This is a genomic window from Pontibacter sp. GD7 (assembly GCF_058216375.1).
On record NZ_JBYZMP010000001.1, the window covers coordinates 261,785 to 281,916 of the forward strand.

Annotated in this window: 15 protein-coding genes; 12 read left to right on the forward strand and 3 right to left on the reverse strand. The window is 45.3% G+C overall.

Annotated features, from left to right (window positions below; translation table 11 throughout):
* Positions 1 to 124 precede the first annotated feature (124 nt).
* Positions 125 to 3,139, reverse strand: coding sequence for an AsmA family protein (locus AC4BAP_RS01130; protein ID WP_490580771.1), 3,015 nt, complete (start codon positions 3,137 to 3,139; stop codon positions 125 to 127).
* Positions 3,140 to 3,279: 140 nt separating this feature from the next.
* On the opposite strand from AC4BAP_RS01130, the gene AC4BAP_RS01135 reads away from it, so the two are divergent.
* The 3 genes from AC4BAP_RS01135 to AC4BAP_RS01145 all read left to right on the forward strand — a co-directional run bounded on the left by AC4BAP_RS01135 (position 3,280) and on the right by AC4BAP_RS01145 (position 6,463).
* Positions 3,280 to 4,293, forward strand: coding sequence for a PorP/SprF family type IX secretion system membrane protein (locus AC4BAP_RS01135; RefSeq protein WP_490580772.1), 1,014 nt, complete (start codon positions 3,280 to 3,282; stop codon positions 4,291 to 4,293).
* Between the two features lie 63 nt (positions 4,294 to 4,356).
* A complete protein-coding gene (gldJ, locus tag AC4BAP_RS01140; protein ID WP_490580773.1) occupies positions 4,357 to 5,592 on the forward strand; it encodes a gliding motility lipoprotein GldJ in 1,236 nt (411 codons plus the stop codon).
* Positions 5,593 to 5,701: 109 nt separating this feature from the next.
* Positions 5,702 to 6,463 carry a creatininase family protein gene (locus AC4BAP_RS01145; RefSeq protein ID WP_490580774.1) on the forward strand — a complete coding sequence of 254 codons (762 nt, stop codon included), beginning with the start codon at positions 5,702 to 5,704 and terminating at the stop codon, positions 6,461 to 6,463.
* A gap of 288 nt (positions 6,464 to 6,751) precedes the next feature.
* Here the strand turns inward: AC4BAP_RS01145 and AC4BAP_RS01150 are convergent, their stop codons facing one another.
* Both AC4BAP_RS01150 and AC4BAP_RS01155 read right to left on the reverse strand, forming a co-directional pair.
* Positions 6,752 to 7,891, reverse strand: coding sequence for a hypothetical protein (locus AC4BAP_RS01150; protein WP_490580775.1), 1,140 nt, complete (start codon positions 7,889 to 7,891; stop codon positions 6,752 to 6,754).
* Between the two features lie 75 nt (positions 7,892 to 7,966).
* Positions 7,967 to 8,653 carry a ComF family protein gene (locus tag AC4BAP_RS01155; RefSeq protein ID WP_490580776.1) on the reverse strand — a complete coding sequence of 229 codons (687 nt, stop codon included), beginning with the start codon at positions 8,651 to 8,653 and terminating at the stop codon, positions 7,967 to 7,969.
* Between the two features lie 96 nt (positions 8,654 to 8,749).
* Here AC4BAP_RS01155 and AC4BAP_RS01160 point away from each other — a divergent pair, with 96 nt between their 5' ends.
* The 9 genes from AC4BAP_RS01160 to AC4BAP_RS01200 all read left to right on the forward strand — a co-directional run bounded on the left by AC4BAP_RS01160 (position 8,750) and on the right by AC4BAP_RS01200 (position 19,241).
* Positions 8,750 to 9,100, forward strand: coding sequence for a carboxymuconolactone decarboxylase family protein (locus AC4BAP_RS01160; RefSeq protein ID WP_490580777.1), 351 nt, complete (start codon positions 8,750 to 8,752; stop codon positions 9,098 to 9,100).
* 97 nt (positions 9,101 to 9,197) lie between these two features.
* On the forward strand, positions 9,198 to 9,545 hold the full coding sequence (locus AC4BAP_RS01165; protein WP_490580778.1) for a hypothetical protein: 348 nt from the start codon (positions 9,198 to 9,200) through the stop codon (positions 9,543 to 9,545).
* A 112-nt stretch (positions 9,546 to 9,657) separates the two neighbouring features.
* Positions 9,658 to 10,419: an exodeoxyribonuclease III gene (locus AC4BAP_RS01170; protein WP_490580779.1), complete on the forward strand. Its 762-nt coding sequence runs from the start codon at positions 9,658 to 9,660 to the stop codon at positions 10,417 to 10,419.
* A gap of 136 nt (positions 10,420 to 10,555) precedes the next feature.
* Entirely contained in the window at positions 10,556 to 13,867 is a 3,312-nt protein-coding gene (locus AC4BAP_RS01175; protein ID WP_490580780.1) for a DUF4175 family protein, read from the forward strand.
* Between the two features lie 28 nt (positions 13,868 to 13,895).
* Positions 13,896 to 14,321: an ATP-binding protein gene (locus AC4BAP_RS01180; protein WP_490580781.1), complete on the forward strand. Its 426-nt coding sequence runs from the start codon at positions 13,896 to 13,898 to the stop codon at positions 14,319 to 14,321.
* Positions 14,305 to 14,733 (forward strand): rRNA maturation RNase YbeY, encoded by a 429-nt coding sequence (gene ybeY / locus AC4BAP_RS01185; protein WP_490580782.1) that lies wholly within the window; start codon positions 14,305 to 14,307, stop codon positions 14,731 to 14,733. The genes AC4BAP_RS01180 and ybeY overlap by 17 nt, the downstream gene beginning before the upstream one ends.
* Positions 14,734 to 14,799: 66 nt before the next feature.
* Complete coding sequence (gene mnmG, locus AC4BAP_RS01190) at positions 14,800 to 16,662, forward strand: tRNA uridine-5-carboxymethylaminomethyl(34) synthesis enzyme MnmG (RefSeq protein WP_490580783.1); 1,863 nt, start codon at positions 14,800 to 14,802, stop codon at positions 16,660 to 16,662.
* On the forward strand, positions 16,663 to 17,550 hold the full coding sequence (locus AC4BAP_RS01195; RefSeq protein ID WP_490580784.1) for a class I SAM-dependent methyltransferase: 888 nt from the start codon (positions 16,663 to 16,665) through the stop codon (positions 17,548 to 17,550). It abuts the gene before it with no gap.
* A gap of 77 nt (positions 17,551 to 17,627) precedes the next feature.
* Positions 17,628 to 19,241, forward strand: a complete 1,614-nt coding sequence (locus AC4BAP_RS01200; RefSeq protein WP_490580785.1) for an Ig-like domain-containing domain — start codon at positions 17,628 to 17,630, stop codon at positions 19,239 to 19,241.
* The last annotated feature ends 891 nt before the right edge of the window (positions 19,242 to 20,132 follow it).

Sequence of the window (20,132 nt, forward strand, 5' to 3'; positions counted from 1 at the left end):
AACGGATAAAATTGCACAAAATTACGTACCACCAAAAAGAAAGATGCCAGCAACCGGAGCTGCTGGCATCTTTCTTAAAATGTAACAAGTTTATAAAGCTGTAATTCAAAAATTGTACTCCAGCTTAGTTTCCTGACTTTGTTGTATCGGGTTTGGCAGGCTCGGTTTTAGGCTTCGTCCTTGGTTTGAGCAAGTCACCAATTTTATCCGTTGCCTGCTTTTTGATATTCTGTTCAGCCTCTCTTCGCTTCTTCTCCAATTCTTCACGTGCCTTCTGCTCTGCCTCCAGCTTACGGCGGTTCAGCTCGTTCTGTACACTATCCTGTAGCTGTTGCTTTCGTTCTTCAAGCTGCTGCTTGGCAACATCTACTTTATTCTGCACAGCGGCTTTTACAACGTCCTTAGCTTGCTCTTTTACAGAACCACCGGCCAGCGAAATCCTTGGGTCAGAAAGTGTGCCACCTATGTTCAGGTTCAGGGTTACACGCTCTGATGCAGCCAGGGCATCGCCGCCTACTATACTTGCCAGTCGGGAGTTAAGCTCTCGCCCAACCTTGCCTGCCGGAACGTTTAAGGCCGTGATGTAATCGATCTGCCCGTTCATGTTATTTGAGCCACCCACAGTCATCTCTATATTGCCCACCTTCATATCAAAAGGCCGTATCACAAGGCTGCCGTCAATTATCTGTGCATCAATTTTCTTGTTCTCCACCACAAAGCTCTTCAGCTCCTCCAGCCTGGTAAAGCTACTTATTTTCTCAACAATAGGCACGTCACGCACAGCAGCCCTGATCACACTAATTATGCCTGTGCCGTCCAGCGTTTTGAAAACAGGTGTCATGTCCTGGCCTATTTCACCGGCAAAAGCAAAGCTGGTGTTAAACTTACCCTCAAGCAACTTGGCGATTGGGGCAAGTACTTTAACAGTGTTAAATGCGTTGAATGCCTCTTTAAAGCCAAGATTCTGAATATCTAGCTTCATGTCGAACAATGGCTGCTGCAGATTCTGTGTGTTATAGCTACCACCCACCGCAAACGTGCCGCCTAAGGTGTTAAACGTTACTTTGTTTAAGCGGGCAATCTTGTCTTTTACCTGTACCTGTCCGCTTACATTGTTCAGCTTCAGATCGGTGTAGGTTACTTGTTTGGCATCTATATTAAGGGTTACATCCAGGTTTGCAGGCACCTCTACCACGCCCTCAGTCGGCGCGTCTGCCGGTGCTCCGGCGTCATCAACCATCCACTCGTTTACGTTAAAGTTATTTGAGCTGAGGTTGAAATTACCGCGCAACGACTGGTTATCAGCCAGGGCATATCCCAGGTAATTTGATACTGTGCCATTTGCTTTGAAGTCGCTTTTACCCAGGTAACCTGCCATGTTCTGCAGGTTGATGCGCTCGTTATTGAATGTGGCGTTAGCGCTGTTGATTTTCATGCCTTGCGGCAGGTCGGTGCTAACATAGCTCAGGTTACTGATGGCCATGGTACCGTTGGCAGTAACGTTGTTATACTTCTCGGCCTCAATATCGCTTAGCTTGCCTTTCGCCGACACATCTGCCACTATCCTGCCTGCTACCTCCATACCTTCCTGTGGGAAGATCTTTGTCAGCTTAGCCAGGTCCAGCACGCCTTTTATGCGGCCATCAAATGCTGGCTTGTCGATACCTGCGATCAGCATATTGCCCTGTAGCGGCTCCCCATCCAGGGTCATGTTAAATCGTTCTATATTGATGCGGGTATCATCGGTGTTTCCGGTGGTGTTCCGGATGTTCGTGATCATGTTCAGGTTCTGGATCGGCGCCGGAAAATCCTTTGACTTGATATAACCGTTGGTCATGTTCAGGTCGGCATCTATGATCGGCATACTTTTTTCGGAGTAAGTGCCTTTGGCATCTGCATCCACCTTTAGCAATCCACGCAGCGTCATACCCTCCACCGGGAAGACTTTCGTCATCTCAGCCAGGTCGATGCTGGCCTTTACGTTGCCATCTACCTGCATCACCTCCAGGCCTTTTATGGAAACACGGGCATCCACAGGGTTTTTACCCAGGTCCATGTGAAACTTCCGGATATCGATACTGGTATTCTGCGGCGTTCCGTCCGGGCTTACCACACTCATGTCGGCATTTACGTTGCGGGCAGCCTGTGGCAGGTCAGGGTATTTAAACATACCATCAATCACTTTCAGGTTCACACCATACCCTGGCATCAGCGTATCGATCATCCTGCCCTTAAAGAAACCGTCAAAGCTGAGTTTACCTTCGGTTTTGATGTCTTTGAACTCTTCGCTGTACATACCCGGCACAACCGAAAGCACATTGCGGAAGTCTGTTTCAGTAGCGCTAAAAGTCAGGTCAAAGTCAATTGCCTCGTCCGGCATCAGGATCGTACCATCAAACTTAAAAGGAAACTCGTTGATGCGGATGTTATTCTCCTTGAAAGTATAAAGCATCTTATTCAGGTCCATGGCCATGGTTACATCAGCAACAAGTTTTGCATTCTCTATGTAATTGGCTCCGTCATAGGTCATGGTCAGTCGGTCTGCCGTAGTCTCAGACACCATATCAAACACATCTTTGGCAAAATCGCCGGAACCGGTGTGGTTTACGTTATAGGCTGCAAGCCCGAAAGGAATACTTAAGTCGTCATAAAACAAAGTGCCGTTGTTGATCTTCCATTGTTTAATGGCCATGCTAAAGTCGGAAGCAGTGGTATCAATATCTGCGGCAGCCGTGTCCGGAATAAAGATATCCCAGTTGGCTTTTCCGCTTTTAAGCACAATAAGTTTAATGATGGGTTCGTCTAAAGTAATAGAGTTGACCTCCAGTTCGTCGCCGGAAATAACGCTCATAAGGTTCAGCCCCATCCTGAAAGCGGGTATCTGGGCCAGCGTATCTGTTTTAAAGGAATCCTGCCCTATAATGGATAAATTGTCAACGCCCAGTGTCAGGTTCGGGAAATTGCGGAAAATGGAGAGGCTTACATCATCCGTTTCGTAAACCACAGTGGCGTTTATATTCTTGGCGATCTCTTTGTCGAGGGTTTGTTTAATTTTATCTTTGAAAAGCACGGGCACTAGGGCTGCAAGAGCTAACAGCACTGCCAGAAAGACAAAAAAACCAATAACTACTTTTTTCATATAGAGGTAGGATGATATCGATCAAAAATTAGCTTTTAAAAGCGAAACTATATATTTATAGCTAAAACCGTGCAAGTTTTGCCAGCTTAATTTCGAGCAGAGCTGCCATGGATGTTAAACGGTTATAAGTATCTTAAATTATGTTCTCAAAAAAGGTAACCTGTTGTTTTATACTTTGCCTCTGCAGCCTGCTGGCTCAGGCGCAGGATGCCTTTTTCTCGCAGATGTATGCCAACCGTTTATACCTTAACCCCGCGTTTGCAGGTTTAAACCACAGCTGGAGCGCATCGTTGGCGCACCGTAACCAGTGGCCTGCCTTAAACGGTTCTTTCGTCACTAATCAGCTTACGGCTGATGCAAGTATAAAAGATTCAAAAAGTGCAATAAGCCTGATACTACAGCAGGATAAAGCCGGTGTAGGAGGACTACAAAAATTACAGGCTTCTGCAGGGTATGCCTACAATACTGCCATAACCGATAAGTGGGCCATGTCGGCGGGGCTGCAGGCAAGTGTTGCCTCTCTGCGTATAAACCTGGACAACTTAGTTTTCGGAGACCAACTATCTGATAACGGGCAGGTTGCAGTAACATCGGCAGAAGCCGCCAGATTTGAGCCCAACACTTATGTGAGCTTTGCCGTAGGAGGTTTAGTATACTCAGACCAGGCATGGCTCGGATTAAAAGTAAACCATCTAAACCAACCGGCTTATGGCTTCGAGGAAAGCGTTAAACTACCCATCGGGTACATAGCAAATGCAGGGTATAAGTTTTTTGCTCGATCCTACCAGGAGCAGGGGCGCACTTTTGAGTTAAGCTTTACACCGTCAGCTACTTATATCCAGCAAAATAATTTTAGGCGTACTGATATTGGCATACATACTATATACACACCGCTTACGTTAGGTATAATATATAAAGGGGTGCCGCTGGGCTCCGGAACTAACCAGGATCAGGCGTTGTCCATAATAGCAGGACTGCGGATCGAGGCCTTTAAAATTGGCTTTTGCCACGATGTTGGCCTGAGCGGAATAAGCAAGCAAGCCGGCGGTGCCAACGAGATCTCTCTTGTTTTTGAACAACTTGAGTTTAATAAATTGTTTGGAAGCCGTTTAGGACGTAAATTAAACAGGAACATTCCTTGTCCGGAATTCTAATTTTAATTATAATTGCATCTTAAATTACGTTAAAAGAACCTTATCTTATTTAGGTACTATTTTATGAAGTTTGCAAAGTATCTATCAGCTGCAGTAATGGGAGGTTTGCTCCTGACAGCGTGCTCTAAAGGAGGACAGCCTACTAGCAGAAACCCTGGTGATTACAGTACCGCTACCGGTATTGAGTATGGTGAAGACGAGAAGTCGTTCCAGGTGAATGATTATGCTGATATTGAAGGCGGCCCTGGCCTGATCTTCATTGAGGGTGGACGTACTGTTTTAGGTTCTATGGAAGAGGACGTTGCCATGACCCGTGACAACGTGGAGCGTACGGTTACGGTTGCTTCTTTCTTTATGGATGAAACAGAGGTAGCTAACATTCACTGGTTGGAGTATCTGCACTACCTGAAGCAGGACTCGCTGCCGGAGGTATATACAGCCGCCTTACCTGATACAACTGTGTGGTCACGCCAGTTATCATTCAACGACCCGTATGTGACGTATTACCTGCGTTACCCTGGTTTCCGCTTCTTCCCGGTAGTGGGTGTAAGCTGGTTGCAGGCTAACGATTATGCCATCTGGCGTACAGCTAAGGTAAACGAAAACCTGGCTAAAGAAGCTGAGGGTGGCGGTGGACGCAGAGGCTTGTTCGGCCGCAGACGCGGTGGTGGCGGTGAGTCTGTTGAAGGCAGCAAGCCATCTATTGAGTCTGGCTACGTTTTACCAAATTACCGCCTACCTACAGAGGCAGAGTGGGAGTATGCTGCGCAGGCCATGATCGGTACGCAGTACTCTGAAGACGAAAACCAGAACAACCGCAGAATCTATCCTTGGGATGGCCACCAGGTGCGTAACCCGTACGGCCGCGAGATGGGCAGGTTCCTGGCTAACTTTAAGCGTGGCCGCGGTGACTATGCCGGTATAGCCGGTGCCCTGAATGATGGCGCCATGATCACGGACTATATTTACAGCTATCCGCCAAATGACTTCGGTTTATATAATATGGCCGGTAACGTGAACGAGTGGGTACAGGATACTTACCGTCCGCTTTCTTACCAGGATGTTGAAGACCTTAACCCATTCCGTCGTGACGGTTACCTGGATGAGAAAGACAACTATGACTCAAGTGTAGGATTCCACTCACTGGTTACTGACGAAGTGAAGGTTTACAAAGGTGGCTCATGGAAAGACGTAGCTTACTGGCTGTCTCCAGGTACACGCCGCTTCATGGTTCAGGACTCATCTACAGCAACAATCGGTTTCCGTTGCGCGATGATCAACGCAGGATCTAACAGATAATTCAAAGATATTGATACAGGAAAGCCTGGGGTTAAACCTCAGGCTTTTTTTATTTTTACCGAATCTCTCTACATACTATCTCTACATACTATTAAAAGCATCATACACAGTGAGACCATATATCTTAGCAGAATCAAACTGGAAAGCTTTAAAAGAGCAGGAAGTTGAATTAGCCATACTACCCTGGGGCGCCACTGAGGCACACAACTACCATTTGCCTTACGGCACTGATATTTTTGAGGCAGAGAGTATAGCCGCGGAAGCCGCAAGACTGGCATGGGCAAATGGCGCTAAAATCTCGGTGCTTCCGGCTATACCTTTCGGGGTAAATACAGGGCAGGCTGATATTAAATTAGATATAAACCTGAACCCAAGCACACAGTTGGCAATAGTAAGAGACATCGTGGAGGTGCTTAACAGGCAAGGGATTAAAAAGCTGCTGATCGTGAACAGCCACGGCGGCAACGACTTTAAACCTATACTTCGTGAGCTGAGCCTGCGATTCCCGGATATGCTGTTGGTAAGCAGTAACTGGTTTCAGCTGCCCGAAAAGCACCAGTACTTTGACGAAAAAGGCGACCATGCCGATGAAATGGAAACCAGCCTTATACTTTACCTAAAACCCGAACTTGTGCTGCCACTGGAACAAGCAGGAGAGGGCAAAGAGAAAAAATCTAAGATAAGAGGCATACAAGAAGGCTGGGCCTGGTCGGAAAGGCAATGGTCTATGGTAACGGAAGATACTGGCATAGGCAACCCTAAGGCGGCTACAAAAGAGAAAGGGGAGAGGTTCTTTAAGTTTGTGACTGAGAAGATGGCAGATCTATACTTACAACTGTGTGAGGTAGATATAAAGGATAGGTATGAGTAGTGGGGTTTTTGAACCAGTTATGTAAGTCCAACCACCCCTGGCCCCTCTCCCGTAACAAGTCCGGGATCGTAGACTTGGCTAAGGCGGGGAATTTATACTTACAACTTCCCTTGTCATCCTGAAAGGAACTTGTGTGAAGGGAGGTTAAGCTTTAGCAATGAAATCTATACTTTTCTAAAGCAATGCCAGAATTCCCCGCTTTAGATTAGTGAGAACGCGAGTTCGAAACTAACGAGCGTAGCTCTGAGGGGTTAGGGGTGGTTGGATAAGTATGCTCTGCAACTAAAACTATTGCTTTACCCTAAACGTGCGGAGTTCTGCATCAATTTTATTATTCCAGCGTTGCTGCGCGGCTTCATCCCTTCCGTGAACTGTTTCCCGGTCATATTGCTCCTGCAACCGATTCATCTCCCTGAACGATTCGATATACTTATACTGCATGATGCTGTTGTAGTCTGACAGGGTAAGGCTGTCTGGATGAATTTCCTGTTTGAAACGCTCTGCTACCAACTTCACAATATCAAAATGGCGTTGCTCATGATTTAAAGTATAAGCATCACGGGCAGCGGCTTTTGCCCAGGAAGCACTCTTAACCACAAATACTTTCATGGTCAGGTTAAGGTGCAGCACGCCGTCTTTTACTTCATTGCGGCCTTCGTAAGCAAACCCCGGAAATACAGCAGCAGCATAACGGCTCTCTTTTGTTGGATTCGCCCGGAAATCGTCCCAGTTCAGAGGTCTTTTTAAAGTATAAAATACAGTATCATCTTTGGCATCCAGCGCAAAATCCTCAAATCTCACTTTTATACTTTTAGCAAGTAACTCGTTTTGATTTGCTTCGCGGTTCATCCAACCATCAAAATATCGCACAGCCTCATTCAGCACCTGCCTGAGAGCCGGCTCCACCACATCCAGTTGGCTAGCGGGGCGGTTATACTTTATACCTCCCTGTTGGGCTATCAATGGAATTATTTCACCGTCTCGCTGTAAACAGAACTCAACATGCGCCACTACATGCCCCTGCACACGCCCATTGGCTGGAGTGGACTCTGTAACATTTAACTCTTTTAAGCGCAGTACTACAGGGCGAAGCTTCGTATTGACAGGCAAGCCTTTTCGGAGGTACTCCTGAACGGCAACCTGTGCCCCGCCTTTCAGATCTACAGGTAAAGCTTTAGTGCCCTGGGCCGGAAAAAGATAAGCCACTGCATTCTTGTTTGTTCGGCTGTCCACCACATTGGCAATGTAAAACTCTTTTGGTGTTAAAGGCAAAGGCTCTGCTTTTAAAACAATTGGCCCGGTACTGGCTGCAGGAGGCCCTGCCGCCCAGATAGAGGCAATTACCAACACTAATAGTGCACCCAAAGCTGTTTTATAGTAAAAACGGCCCCTTAGCTTATGGTTTTTATACTTTTTTGAAAACTTCATGGATATAACTACCTGTAAAGCAGCTTTAATGGAAACAGCACAGCATCTGGATCAGTTCTTTTAATATTAGAGGGGCTATGCAGCCGCGATGGTTACCACGCTCACTTCCGCTGCGCCGGCTGCCAACATGGCCAAAGTGCAGGCCTCTAATGTAGCCCCGGTGGTCATTACATCATCCACCAACAGGATGCGCTTGTCTTTTATACTTTCCGGATGTTTCACCTGAAACACCTGCTCTACATTATACCAACGGTCCAACCGGTTTTTTCGTGTTTGGGTGCCGGTATTGGCCGTGCGTACCAGTGCATTTGCTTGCAATGGCAACTTCATGCTGTCTGCCAGGCCCCTTCCAAAATACTCAGACTGGTTATAGCCACGCCTGCGCATTTTATGCTTGTGCAACGGTACAGGCACTACCAGGTCAAAATGCTCGGTGTATTGGTAATCGGAGAGGAGAGAGCCGTAACGGTAACCCAGGTGCACCCCTAGTTCTTTGGCGCCTTTATACTTTAACCTGTGTAAAATACGCTGTACCCGTCCTTTGGGCATAAATAATAGGTAAGCGAAGGCAAAGCGCACCTGCACCTTACCCCAGAACCGCCGCTGCAGCGGGTTAAGCTCGGTGGCGCCGTGCAAATGATAATCGGTGTAGGGCAACTTTACATTGCAACTTGTACAGATATACTTTTCTCCGCGCGCCATGGCGCCGTTGCAGGCATAGCAACTCTCTGGAAACAAAAGCGAAAGCAGGTCTTCGAACATTGTGAGTCGGCGCTGGTTTAAGGTATTCTGCGTAATTTCGCGTAACTTTATACTTATACTTTTTACTCGCTTTTATAGCAATCAGAACACACAACAATGAGCTTAGTAGAAGAATTCAATGACTATCGCACGCGCATGAATGAGCGCATCATGTCGTACGACAATAAAGTAATAAAGCGCTTTTTTAACCTCGACACCAACACCTACATGGAGGGTGCCCTGGATGTAAAAACAAAGGAAATGCTGGGCCTGGTGGCCTCTATGGTGCTTCGTTGCGACGATTGCATTAAATACCACGTGGGTAAATGCTACGAAGAGGGCGTTACCGACGAGCAGTTCATGGAGGTATCCTCTATAGCTAACCTGGTAGGCGGCTCCATCGTTATCCCCCACTTCCGCCGTGCCGTGGAGTACTGGGAAGAGTTAAAAGAGCGTGGTTCACGCTAAGTAAATTGTTAAATGGCTACATAGTTAAATTGTTGGTTCAGAAATAAATTTTACGAGTATCAACAATTTGACAATTAAACAATTTAACATTTAATAAATGTACGACTCCGAAAATTTAGAGCACAACTGGACACAGTTGCGGGCCGACCTGATGAAGCGTTTCGGCAAGAAGCCTGACATGAATGCTATACTTTTCCTGATAGGGATTCAGGAACTTGGCATGGGCATCCGGGAGTTTACTAAAGAAGAGAAACAGGACCTGATGCATATTGCCACCTGCCGGGTGTTCAGCCTGTCGGGCTTCTATAAGTTCACTGGCCGCGACGAGGAAGGCTGGCCACACTTCGAAGCTTTAAAGCCCATTCCGTTCGCGAACCTGAAAGAGCAGGAAAAAATGCTGAAATGGCACGTGATCGAATACTTTAACCGTGCAGATGAACTATAAAATGAGACATAAGACACTAGTCACAAGACAATAGATTTCGGCTTGAACCTCAAGTAGTTGTTCTTAAATCTTGTGTCTTGAGTCTTACGTCTTTTGTCTAAGTATTTCACCCATGAAAATAATTACCTATAACGTTAACGGCATTCGTGCCGCAATTACCAAAGGCTTCGATTCCTGGCTAAAGGCCGCTAACCCGGATGTGCTTTGCCTGCAGGAGATCAAAGCTGATGAATCTAAGTTTGACAAAGCCCTGTTTGAGGATATGGGCTACCATGTATACCTGCATCCGGCCGTGAAAAAAGGCTACAGTGGTGTGGCCATACTTTCTAAAGATAAACCCACGCACGTAGAGGTTGGCTGCGGCATGGATTGCTATGACGTGGAGGGCAGAGTTTTGAGAGCCGATTACGGCGATGTTTCTGTTATGAGCGTATACATGCCTTCCGGCTCAAGCGGAGAGGAACGGCAAAATTTCAAATTCCAGTGGATGGACGATTTTTACGGTTATATCAGCGACTTGAAAGGCAATTTGCCCGGATTGATTGTAAGCGGTGACTACAATATATGTCATCAGGCCATCGACATTCATAACCCAAAGTCAAATGCCAATAGCTCGGGCTTTTTGCCGGAGGAACGCAGCTGGATGGGTAAGTTTATTGAAAGTGGTTTTATAGACTCTTTCAGGCACTTTAACGCTGAGCCTCACAATTACACCTGGTGGAGCTATAGGGCAGGGGCACGCAACAAAAATCTTGGCTGGCGTATTGATTATAATATGGCTACCGAAAACTTACGTGGCCGCCTAAAGCGCGCAGCCATACTTACAGAGGCTAAACACTCTGACCATTGCCCTGTACTGCTGGAAATTGAATAGTGCCGTATACTAAATTCAGGTAGCTATCAGTTTATACTTTAAGGCAGAGCCTGGTGCTTTCGCTTTATATTACAGACACTTATACCATTGCACCTCATTTACAACTAGAACAACATGAGCTAAAAGCATACTGATTATGAGACAAAACGATGCACTGGATCAGTTGCTGCATCAACTGCAGGAGTACAAACGCAAGTTTTACCTTAACATGCTGTTAAGGGGAAGCATTTTTGCGGTTGGGCTCCTGTTGTCTGTTTACATAGTGTATAGCTTACTGGAGTATGTGTTCTATTTTCCGCAATATGTCCGGGGCTTTCTGCTTTTCTCGTTTATTGCCGCTGTGCTGTATGTGCTGGTTCGCTGGATTCTGCTTCCGCTGTCAGCGCTGGCAAACCTGAAAAAAGTACTGACCGATGAGCAGGCTGCCTTGCGTGTGGGTTCGCATTACCCAGAAATAAAGGATAAATTACTGAATGCGATACAGTTAAAGGAGCTTGATAGGACCAATGAGCTTATTGCAGCAAGTATAAACCAACGCACCAGTCAGTTGCTTCCATTCAAATTCAGGGAGGCAGTAACATATAAGGAGAACAAGCCGCTGCTTAAGTATGTAGCCTTGCCTGCTGTTATCGCCTTGCTCATCGTAATAGTTTACCCCACTATTTTTGTGCAAGGCACGGAGCGCATTATCAATTATAAACGTTACTATGCGCCTCTTGCCCCATTCCGGTTTATTGTTGTAAACGACATGCTACAGACATATAGGGGAGAGGACTTTGAACTGAAAGTTGATCTGGATGGGCAGACCGTACCCAACGAAGTTTTTATCAACTATAGTGGCCGCAGGCAAAAGCTTACCCCAAATGCTGACGGAATTTATACTTATACTTTCAAACAGCCGCAACGAAGTATAGATTTTCAGTTGGAAGGCTCCGGGTTTATGTCCGAAGAGTATGAACTGGAATTGCTTTCACGCCCTAACCTCAAAGATTTTTACCTGGAAGTGCAGTTTCCCGCTTACCTGAGGCGCAAACCCGAGTACATTCAGAACACAGGAAATGCCACAGTGCCGTCAGGTAGCGTTGTAAACTGGAACTTTAAAGCCACCGAAACAGATCAGATAAACCTGGCTTTTGATGAACCTGCACAAAGTATACCTGCCACCAAAAACGGCGATAGTTTTACTGCTTCCAAAAAGTTTAACCAGGACCAATCCTATAGTATAAAGCTCCAGAATGCGCACAGCACAAACAAGGAGCAGATCACTTATCAAATAAACACTATTCCTGATCGTTTGCCGCAGATCTCGCTGGAGCAGTTTCAGGATACTGCACTTTATACTTTCCTGATACTAGGAGGAGACGTTTCAGATGATTATGGCCTTACCCGGCTCTCCCTGAACTACCGTATCAACAGCAGTAAGAATCCGCAGGCTAAGTATAAAAGTATAAATCTTCCACTCAGCAATCAGCTTATCCAAACCTACTATTACCAATGGAATACTGCTGCACTAAATCTACAACCCGGCGATAAGGTAGAGTACTTTATGCAGGTATGGGACAATGATGGCATAAATGGGCCTAAAAGCGCACGTACACGCACCTTCGAGCTTAAGATTCCGGACAAACGCGACCTCCAGAAAGAGTTAGACAGCAACTCACAAACTATTGCCAGCCAACTCAGCAAAACCCTTGACAAGGCAACACAATTGGAAAAAGAACTGTCTAAGTCGGAGGAGAAGATGAAAACGAAGCGCGACCTGAACTGGCAGGACAAAAAGCAACTGGAGGATCTTATCCAGAAGAAAAAGCAATTGGAGCAGGACATCTCTAGCATGAAAGAGCTGTTTAATGAGCTTAACAAAAAACAGAACATGCTAAGCGAGCAGGATAAAGAGTTGGCTCAAAAGGCTTTAGAATTGCAAAAGCTGATGGAAGACCTGCTTGACCCGGAAACAAAGAAGCTTTACGAAGAACTTGAGAAACTACTGGAGCAGCAACGCCCCAACGATGCAGAGCTACAAAAGCTGCTAAGCAAACTGGACAACCGCGAACGAAACCTGGAACGTGAGCTGGAACGCGCCCTGGAGCTTTTTAAGCAGTTACAGTTTGAGCAAAAGCTTGACAATGTAACTAAAAAGCTGGAGGAGATGGCCCAAGAGCAAAAGCAGCTAGCTGACAAGACCGAGCAGAAGCAGGAAGACAACAAACAGCTTCAGGAGCAGCAAAACGAACTCCAGAAAGATTTTGAGGATGTTAAGCGGCAGATGGAGGAGTTAAAAGAGCTTAACAATAAGCTGGAGAACCCCAACCAGATGGATGAACAGCAGCAGAAGCAGGACCAGCAAAGTATAGAGCAGGACATGCAGAATAGCCAGGAGCAGCTGCAGAAGAACCAGAACAAAAAAGCCAGCGAGTCGCAGCAGAAGGCAGGGAAGAAGATGCAGCAAATGGCTCAGCAAATGGAGCAGATGATGAACTCTATGAGCATGCAGGGTATGCAACAGAACCTGGACAACCTGCGCGACATTCTGGAGAATCTTATCAAACTTTCTTTCGACCAGGAAAACCTCATGAAGCAATTCCGTGGGGTTAACCAAAGCGATCCGCGCTTTATTACGCTATCGCAGCAGCAACTTAGCCTCCGCGATAATGCCAAGGTTATTGAAGACAGCCTTTTCGCATTGGCCAACAAAGTATTCCAGATTCAGTCGTTTGTTACCCGCGAGGTGGCCGCCATGAATCAAAGTATGGATAACAGCATGCAGGAGCTGCGCGACCGTAACCTGGGGCGCGCCACAGCGCAGCAGCAACTGGCCATGACCAGCATGAACAATCTGGCCCTGATGCTGAACGATGCCTTAAAGCAAATGCAGCAGGCCATGCAACAAATGCAGGGCAGTATGGCCGGCAAACAGAAGGGAAACAAGCCGCAGCCCGGAAATTTAGGTGATCTTCAGCAACAATTGAATAAAAAAATCGAAGAATTGAAAAAAGGTGGCAAATCGGGTAAGGCACTTTCTGAAGAATTAGCTAAATTGGCTGCTGAGCAGGAGGCTCTCCGAAATGCACTGAAAGAACTTGAAAAGCAGGGCTCAAAACCAGGCGAGAAAGGGAAGAACGGTGAACTCGGAAATTTAAGCAAGATGATGGAACAAACCGAAACCGATCTCGTTAATAAACGTTTGACCGAACAAACCATTATGCGTCAGCGTGAGATTCTCACCCGTTTGTTAGAAGCCGAGAAATCGGCTAGAGAGCGGGAACTGGACAATAAGCGAGAAGCACGCACTGCACAGGACATTAACAGAAAGGTACCACCATCGTTTGAAAAATACTTAAAAGCTAAGGAAAAGCAGACTGAGTTACTTAAAACTATATCACCTGCTCTTTCTCCGTATTATAAACAGAAGGTAAACGAATACTTTCAAAATATTAGTAATAATTAAGCACCTATAGTTTCACTTGTTGATTAATATGAATCAGGTTAAAATTCAGATTCCTTCTCTAATCGAAAACATCAGAGTGGTTGAGAGCTTTATTGACAATTCTAAAGATGAGTTCGAGTTTGAAGATGATATTTATGGCAATATAATGGTTGCCGTTACAGAATCTGTAAACAACGCCATCCGCCACGGTAATAAGTTTGATAAAGATAAGAACGTTTACCTAACCCTACAGGTAGAAGAAAACCAACTTACTTTTGAAATTGAGGACGAAGGCCCTGGGTTTGATTTTGAAAACTTGCCAGACCCAACCTCTCCTGAAAACCTTGAAAACCCTGGCGGCAGAGGCATATTCTTAATGCGTAATCTGTGTGATCAGGTTAATTTTGAGGAAAACGGAAAAAAAGTTCAACTAGTATTTAACATCGTACCATCGCAGAATGGAACAACCCATTGAGTTTTTTAGTGAGGACGTAGAGTTCGAACTGGAAAACCCAAATCAAGTAGCAGCATGGATCAATGAGGTAATCGAGCAGCACGACCAGGAGTTAACAAGCTTAACTTATGTTTTCTGCTCTGATGACTACCTGCACGAGATGAACGTTTCGTATCTCGACCATGATACCCTAACAGATATTATCACCTTTGATAATGCCGATGAAGAAGGCATCGTTGAAGGTGATATTTTTATTAGTGTGGATCGTGTCAGGGATAATGCCAAGGATTTGGGTATACCTTTTAATGATGAACTGCACCGTGTCATAATTCATGGTGTCCTGCATTTGCTAGGTTTTAAGGATAAAACCGAAGAGCAAGAGGCGCTTATGCGCAAACAAGAAGATTCTTCCTTATCTTTGCGAAAATTTTAATTGCAAAAAGGAATTACCAATCTCCAGATGATGTTTCACGTGAAACATCTCTAAATCCAGAAATACATGTTTCCAGAATACGACGTAATTGTAGTTGGCGCGGGCCATGCAGGTTGTGAAGCCGCAGCAGCCGCTGCCAAAATGGGCTCAAAAGTGCTGTTGGCAACAATGAACATGAACACAATTGCCCAAATGTCTTGCAACCCGGCAATGGGTGGCGTAGCAAAAGGGCAGATTGTTCGTGAAGTAGATGCATTGGGTGGCATGAGCGGTATTATCACCGACCAGACCATGATCCAATTCAGAATGCTTAACAAATCAAAAGGCCCAGCCATGTGGAGCCCCAGAGCACAAAGCGATCGTATGCGATTTGCAGAAGCATGGCGCCTGACACTGGAGCAAACTGAGAACATTGACTTCTGGCAAGACATGGTATCGGGCATCGCCGTGGAGAATGGGAGTGCCTGCGGAGTGCGCACAAGCCTGGGGATAACTATACGTGGAAAGGCCGTAGTTTTAACGAATGGCACGTTTTTGAATGGAATTATCCACATTGGTGAGAAGCAACTAGGAGGTGGCAGAGCCGCTGAAAAATCAGCGAAAGGCATCACCGAACAACTGATAGAACTGGGCTTTGAAGCTGGGCGAATGAAGACCGGAACACCACCGCGCATCGACGGACGCAGCCTGGACTACAGCCGAATGGAAGAACAGTTTGGTGATGAAAATCCATCAAAGTTTTCGTACACCGAAACGGGGCCGCTTAAGGCGCAGCGCAGCTGTTATATCACCTATACCAACTCTGAAGTACACGAGATCCTGAAGACCGGTTTCGAAAAGTCACCGATGTTCCAGGGACGCATTCAAGGTTTGGGTCCACGCTACTGCCCAAGTATAGAAGATAAGATCAATCGTTTTGCTGAGCGTGACCGTCATCAGATCTTTGTGGAACCAGAAGGATGGAACACAGTGGAAGTATACGTGAACGGTTTTTCCAGTTCATTACCAGAAGATGTTCAGTACAAAGCCCTGCGTAAAATAGTAGGCTTTGAGAATGCCAAAATGTTCCGTCCGGGTTATGCCATAGAATATGACTTCTTTCCGCCAACGCAGCTCAACCTGACACTCGAAACAAAACTGATCAATAACTTATACTTCGCAGGCCAGATAAACGGAACTACGGGTTACGAAGAGGCTGCATGCCAGGGTTTGATGGCAGGTATAAACGCCCATAACAAGGTGCATGGAAAAGAGCCATTCGTACTGAAAAGATCTGAAGCATACATCGGTGTATTGATCGACGATTTAGTAAACAAGGGTACAGACGAGCCGTATCGTATGTTCACTTCAAGGGCAGAACACCGCATCTTATTGCGCCAGGACAATGCAGATATTCGCCTGACGAAGCTGGGATATCAGCTGGGTTTAGCCGACGAAGCACGCTTGAAAGCTGTGGATAAGAAGATAGAGGAAACGGCTGAAATCATCGCATACTTAAATAATAAGCCGATCGAGCCCGGAGATATCAACAGCATGCTGGAGAGTTTAGGCTCTGCACCAATAACAGAAAAACAGCGTGCCGGCCAATTAATTAAAAGGCCAAACGTTGAGATAGAACATATAGCAGCAGCAGTACCGGCAATAGCTGAGTACCTAAGCAAGTTTAAAATCGACAGCGTGGAACAGGCAGGTATAGCAGTAAAGTATGAAAGCTATATCGAGAAGGAACACGTAATGGCAAACAAAATGAGTGAGCTGGAGAACTACAACATCAAAGGCAAGATCAATTACCGGGATATACCGGCGCTGTCGGCGGAGGCCAAAGAAAAACTGCTGAAAGTGCAGCCGGAAACAATAGGGCAGGCATCAAGAATAAGCGGGGTATCTCCGGCAGACATTTCTGTGTTAATGGTATACTTAGGAAAATAAATGAGCTACGAAAGACTGGAGCAGTGCCCTGTATGCGGCAAAGAGGAATTCAAGAACTTTTTGGTGGTAACAGATAACTCAGTTTCGAAAGAAAGCTTTGTGATAGTGCAATGCGAGAATTGCTCGTTTAAGTTTACCAACCCAAGGCCGGATGCTGAGAGTATTGGTAACTATTACGAATCCGAGGAATACATATCGCATAGCAACACCAAGACCGGAATTATCAACAAAGCTTATCATGTAGTAAGGTCGATCACAACCAAGCAAAAGGTAGAGCTTATCAACAAATTCTCACCGAACAAAGGCACTATACTTGACTATGGCTGTGGCACCGGTGTGTTTTTAACAGCGTGCAAGAAAGACGGGTGGGAGATAAGAGGAATTGAGCCAAGTGATAAAGCCAGAGCTATCGCATCAGAGACCACAGAGGAGCTTATTGCTCCAGACCTGAGTGATGTGGAGGGTGAAAAGTTTGAGGTAATTACGATGTGGCATGTACTGGAGCATATCCATACCTTGAATGAAACAATGGCAGAGTTGGTGGACATGCTACAGGACGATGGAACTATGGTGATAGCAGTACCAAACGCAGACTCGCATGATGCGCAGGTTTACAAAGAAAATTGGGCGGCCTATGATGTGCCTAGGCATTTGTACCACTTTAACCAGCAAACCATGAAGCGCTTTTTAAAGAAACACAAAATGGTTTTGGAAGAAGTGCTGCCAATGAAGTTTGATGCTTATTATGTGAGCCTGCTTAGCGAGAAACACAAAGCAGGCAAAACCAAAATGATCAGTAGTGTAATGAATGGCTATAAATCCAATAGCTATGCAGAAAAGAACGGCAATGATTATTCGAGCTTAATATTTGTAGCCAGAAAAAAATAGAGTTAAAGACTGAACAAGAACAGGTAAAAGGCAGGCGCAAGTTTGCCTCTTTTACTTTTAAAAGAAACCTATCATACATGAAGCTAACGCATATTTTCCTGATCTTATCCACAGCAGTAATGGCTGCATCATGCGCAAGTGTGAGTTCACCGGAAGGAGGCCCCAAAGACAATACACCCCCAACCTTGAAAAGCAGCAACCCAAAAGATCAGGCACTAAATGTTAAGACTAATACCGTAACACTGACATTTGACGAAGAGGTTCAGCCCAATAAACTGAACACTGAGTTATTGATTACCCCAAACACAGATAACAAGTATAAAGTCAAGACAGATAAAAACACCATACGCCTGGAATTCGAGAAGCCCTTTCTGGAAAACACAACTTACACCTTTAATTTCCGGGAGGGAATAACAGATATCACAGAAAAGAACAAGGCTCCTAACCTGAGGTTGTCATTCAGCACTGGCTCTTATATAGATTCAAGTTCTGTGAGCGGTACAGTAGTGGATCTGATGACGCAACAGCCACAGAAAGAAATAACAGTTGCCCTTTATCCGGCCAACGATACTCTTAGCATTAGAAAGAATAAACCCTATTACCAGACGCAGACAGATGCAGCGGGCAAATTTGAACTATCGAACATAAAGGCCGGAGATTACAGAATATATGCCCTGGCCGACAAAAACAATAACTCTTACTACGATAATGAAGAGGAAAAAATAGGCTACTTGCCAAATCCAATAACCATAACAACGGCAACAGAACCTGTAACATTGGAGCTGGTTAAAATAGATACCAAAAGGCCAATCCTTACAAAAAGAGAAAACTATACAGACAGGTTTATAGCAAACTATAATGAGGGTATAAGATCGTTCCGAGCTACTCCAGTAGAGAGCAAAAATACAAAGCTTAACTATAAGATATCGGCAAACGGAAAGGCCGTGGAACTGTTTAAAACTCAGAATTACGCCGGTGGAAAAACCATACTAACAGCTGTGGATTCTGCAGGTAATAAAGCCACAGATACACTTGATATTAAATTTGAAGGCAAAAGAGCACAGCTGATAAGAGGAGCACAATTGAAAGTTATGAACAATGGAAATGCTCAGACGATAGTGCCAGGCTCACCACTTGCCATAGAACTGGAAACAACAGTAAAGGTAACAGGCAAAGAACCACTAAAGGTGTTGGCAGATTCGGTAGTGGTGAGAACCCTGAAGTATCCGGAAGAAGTAACGCTCGACTCGACAAACACAGAGCTAAGGTTCAGGATGCCCGACCTGAAGAATAGAAAAGGAAGAATAACATTATTGGTTGACAGTACTTCTATAAAGCCTATTGAAGGAGCTGCTATAAAGTTTTCACCTATCCCGGTAACGCTGGCTGAAAGCAGTGGTGTAGGTAATGTAAAAGGAACAGTGGAGACAAAGTATACTTCTTATATCATACAGTTGATAAATCCAGACAACAAAGTGGTACAGGAATTAAAGAATGTAAAGGCATATGAATTTAAAAACCTGCCGCCAGGTGCCTATAGAATAAGAGTGCTCGTGGATGAGAATAATAATGGTAAATGGGAGGCAGGAGCCCCTGAGTTCAAGCAGAAGCCTGAGAAAGTATACTTGCACAACAAAACACTGGACGTAAGAGCAAACTGGGCCATTGAAGGAGAAAAGCTACAGTTTTAATACTAGATTAAAAAGGGAGCCAATAAGGTTCCCTTTTTTTATGCCCTCAAAAGTATAAAGAGAAGCTGAGAGGCAAAGTAATCTGGCAATAGGACCAAGCAAACTACTTAACATTAGTTAAGCCAACACCCAAATAGTAAGACAAACCCAGGAAAGAACTAAACGACAGTAAATAGAGCAATTCAGAAAAATCTTAATCCATACTTCCTTCACCAGATTGTCACAATACTATAGCAAGCACTTTCTATAAGCAACAAGATCTAGAAGGGAGAGTCAGTAAAGTATATGCCTCAAATTGCGGTATATGATTATAACGGATAGGTGTAAACACAATGCCGTCGACTTAAGAATTTTGTACTGCTGATTCGGACATCCTTGTCCGAATCTTTTTCTGCTGCGGACTTCCTAGTCCGCACATTACAGTAATATGGGGATTAGGAAATCCCCGGCAGAAAGCTTCCGGACTAAGAAGTCCGAAAGAGCTTTCCCCTTAAATTGACGGCATTAGGTATAAACCCACCCCTAAACTCCACTCATTAAAGAGGGTCCCTACCCCCAGAGGGGAATGACATGCACGAGTAAAATTCCCTTCCTCTGAACTAGCCGAAACAAACATTTTAAGCTTGCGAGCACAGCTCTTTAGGGGAGGGATAATTGCTCATTGAGTTAATCAGGATAAAGCGGTACTGCTCTCGACAATGGCAGGGCTGTATTCACACCTTTATAGGGACAAGTCGCGACCCAACGCCGTCAACTTAAAAAATAATACAAAGCTGATCCGGACATCCCTGTCCGGGTCTTAAGCTGCTGCGGACATCCTTGTCCGCATCCGAGAATACGGGGACAAGGATGTCCCCTGGCAGTTTTGCTTTAGGACAAAGAAGTCCGAAA